At 65.6% G+C, this 2,764-nt stretch carries 2 protein-coding genes and 1 pseudogene; all 3 read left to right on the top strand.

Annotated elements, in window-relative coordinates; genetic code table 11:
* Positions 1-219 (top strand): annotated as a pseudogene (locus tag Q8814_RS25585) (M56 family metallopeptidase); the annotation flags it as partial.
* A gap of 111 nt (positions 220-330) precedes the next feature.
* The gene (gene ctaD, locus Q8814_RS25580; protein ID WP_330154749.1) at positions 331-2,109 is read left to right on the top strand and encodes an aa3-type cytochrome oxidase subunit I; all 1,779 of its coding nucleotides are present in this window, start codon (positions 331-333) and stop codon (positions 2,107-2,109) included.
* Between the two features lie 51 nt (positions 2,110-2,160).
* Positions 2,161-2,679, top strand: a complete 519-nt coding sequence (locus Q8814_RS25575; RefSeq protein WP_330154750.1) for a hypothetical protein — start codon at positions 2,161-2,163, stop codon at positions 2,677-2,679.
* The last annotated feature ends 85 nt before the right edge of the window (positions 2,680-2,764 follow it).

Below are 2,764 nucleotides of genomic sequence, written 5' to 3'. Positions count from 1 at the left end.
GTCTCCGCCTCGACCCTGCCGCAGCCGGCCGGAACTTTGGGGTTGAGCAACGAGACCTCGCTGCGGCTGCTCAAGCTGCGCGTGAGCTGGCGGATGCGGTGCCCGAAGGTGTCGTACGCGACAGCGGCGGCGTTGTCGATGGCCATGCCTGCCGTGACCGCGCTGGTCGGGCTTGGGGCGACCTCCGCGGCAGTGTGTCTGACTCTGACCCTGGCCTGATCCGGCACGGTCCACCGAACCGACCCTAATTACTATGTAGCGTAGTAATTAGGTACGCTCGAGGGCGTCTCATCACCGTGCACTCGTGCAGAATCCCGGATCGGACAGCTTATGACCGCTCTTGCTCCACCGCCCGTCCCTGTCGCCGCCCGCCCGATACCGGCACGGCGCGGCCCCAAGGGCGCGTTCATCTACAAGATGATCACCACCACGGACCCGAAGGTGCTGGGTCTGATGTATCTGGTGACCGCGTTCGCGTTCTTCGCCGCCGGTGGTCTCATGGCGCTGATCATGCGTAGTGAGCTGGCGGTGCCGGGAATGCAGTTTCTGTCGAACGAGCAGTACAACCAGCTGTTCACCATGCACGGCACGATCATGCTGCTGATGTATGCCACCCCGGTGGTGTTCGGCTTCGGCAATTACCTGCTGCCGCTGCAGATCGGGGCGCCGGATGTGGCCTTCCCCAGACTCAATGCCTTCAGCTATTGGCTGTATCTGTTCGGCTCGCTCATCGCGGTCAGCGGTTTCGTCACTCCGGGTGGGGCCGCCGACTTCGGGTGGACCGCGTATGTTCCGTTGAGTTCGGAGCTGCACTCGCCCGGGATGGGTGCCAACGTGTGGATCGTGGGTCTGGCCGTCTCCGGCTTGGGCACCATCTTGGGCGCGGTCAACTTCATCACCACCATCGTGTGCCTGCGCGCCCCCGGCATGACCATGTTCCGGATGTCGATCTTCACCTGGAACATCCTCGTCACCTCGATTCTGATCCTGCTCGCCTTCCCGCTGCTGACCGCGGCGCTGATGGGCCTGCTGTACGACCGGATGCTCGGCGGGCACCTTTTCGACCCCGCCACCGGCGGGGTGATGCTCTGGCAGCACATGTTCTGGTTCTTCGGCCACCCCGAGGTCTACATCATCGCTCTGCCGTTCTTCGGCATCGTCTCCGAAATTTTCCCGGTGTTCTCGCGCAAGCCGATCTTCGGGTACACCGGCCTGATCTACGCCACGCTCGGCATCGCCGCCCTGTCGATCTCGGTATGGGCGCACCACATGTACGCCACCGGCGCGGTGCTGCTGCCGTTCTTCTCGTTCATGACCTTCCTGATCGCCATCCCCACTGGCGTGAAGATCTTCAACTGGATCGGCACCATGTGGAAAGGCCAGCTGACCTTCGAATCCCCCATGTTGTTCTCGGTCGGCTTTTTGATCACCTTCGTCTTCGGTGGCCTCTCGGGCGTCATCCTGGCCAGCCCCCCGATGGATTTCCAGCTCACCGACACCTATTTCGTGGTGGCCCACTTCCACTACGTGGTCTTCGGCACCGTGGTGTTCGCCACCTACGCCGGCATCTACTTCTGGTTCCCCAAGATGACCGGGCGGATGCTCGACGAGCGGCTCGCCAAGTGGCACTTCTGGCTGACCTTCCTCGGTTTCCACGCCACCTTCCTGGTGCAGCACTGGCTGGGTAACGAGGGCATGCCCCGGCGTTACGCCGACTACCTGCCTTCGGACGGGTTCACCACCTTGAACATGATCTCGACGATCGGTTCGTTCGTCCTCGGCGCGTCGGTGCTGCCGTTCATGTGGAACATCTTCAAAAGCTACCGCTACGGCCAGATCGTCACCGTCGACGACCCGTGGGGCTACGGCAACTCGCTCGAGTGGGCCACCAGCTGCCCGCCGCCGCGCCACAACTTCACCGAACTGCCGCAGATCCGCTCCGAACGACCCGCGTTCGAACTGCACTACCCGCACATGGTCGAACGCATGCGGGCCGAGGCGCACGTGGGATTCGGTGGCGCGCCCAAGAGCACCGAGATCGCCGACCGTGAGCCTGCCGAGCCGCAGAGCGTCGGCGAGAGACCGGCACCCACCGACCCGAAGGAATAGTCGCTCGCCGTCTCGGCCCCGAAAGATCGGAAAATACCGTTGAAGACCAACATGCCGGTGGTGACCGTACCGGCCACAGACCGCGCCACCGCGGCCCTGGCCGACTGGCTCATCCGGGACCTGACCGCCGTGATGCTCGAGCAGGCCGGGCTGCCGGATCCCCAGCGGCTACGTCGGCTGCCGACGATCACCGCCGCGCACATCGGCAAGCCGGGCAAGCTGCGTCGGCATGTGCGGGCGTTGGAACAGGGTCTCGAACAGGCGGATCGGCATCTTCGTGCCGGGGCGCACCGGGGGGGGCACAGTTTGGGCAGCGAGTCGGTGCCGGCCGTGCCGGCAGAGCTCTTCGACGTGGCGGCCGAGCTGGCCGGCACTGTCGCCGAGCGGGGCAGCCCGGCCGCCGCGCTGGCCAACCGGGCGGTGCTGCTCGCGGCCGGAGTGATCGGCCGAGGACTGGGGAGGGTCGAGGCCTCCGTGACCTGGTCCACGACCGCGGGATCGTATTGCGCGCTCCTTGCGCAGCTGTGGCAGGACGAGCCCGAGGCACAGGTGCTCGTCGATCCCGGATAGGACACCGGTACCCGCTCCCGCTGGGGGGTGGCGGGTACCGGCGCCGGCCGGTCCCCGGACGGATCGGGCTGGATCCGTCCGGGGA

It is taken from the genome of Rhodococcus chondri (assembly GCF_036327435.1).
GTDB lineage: Bacteria > Actinomycetota > Actinomycetes > Mycobacteriales > Mycobacteriaceae > Rhodococcus > Rhodococcus chondri.
Note: the sequence above shows the minus strand (reverse complement) of the source record. Positions and strands in the feature narration are given on the sequence as shown.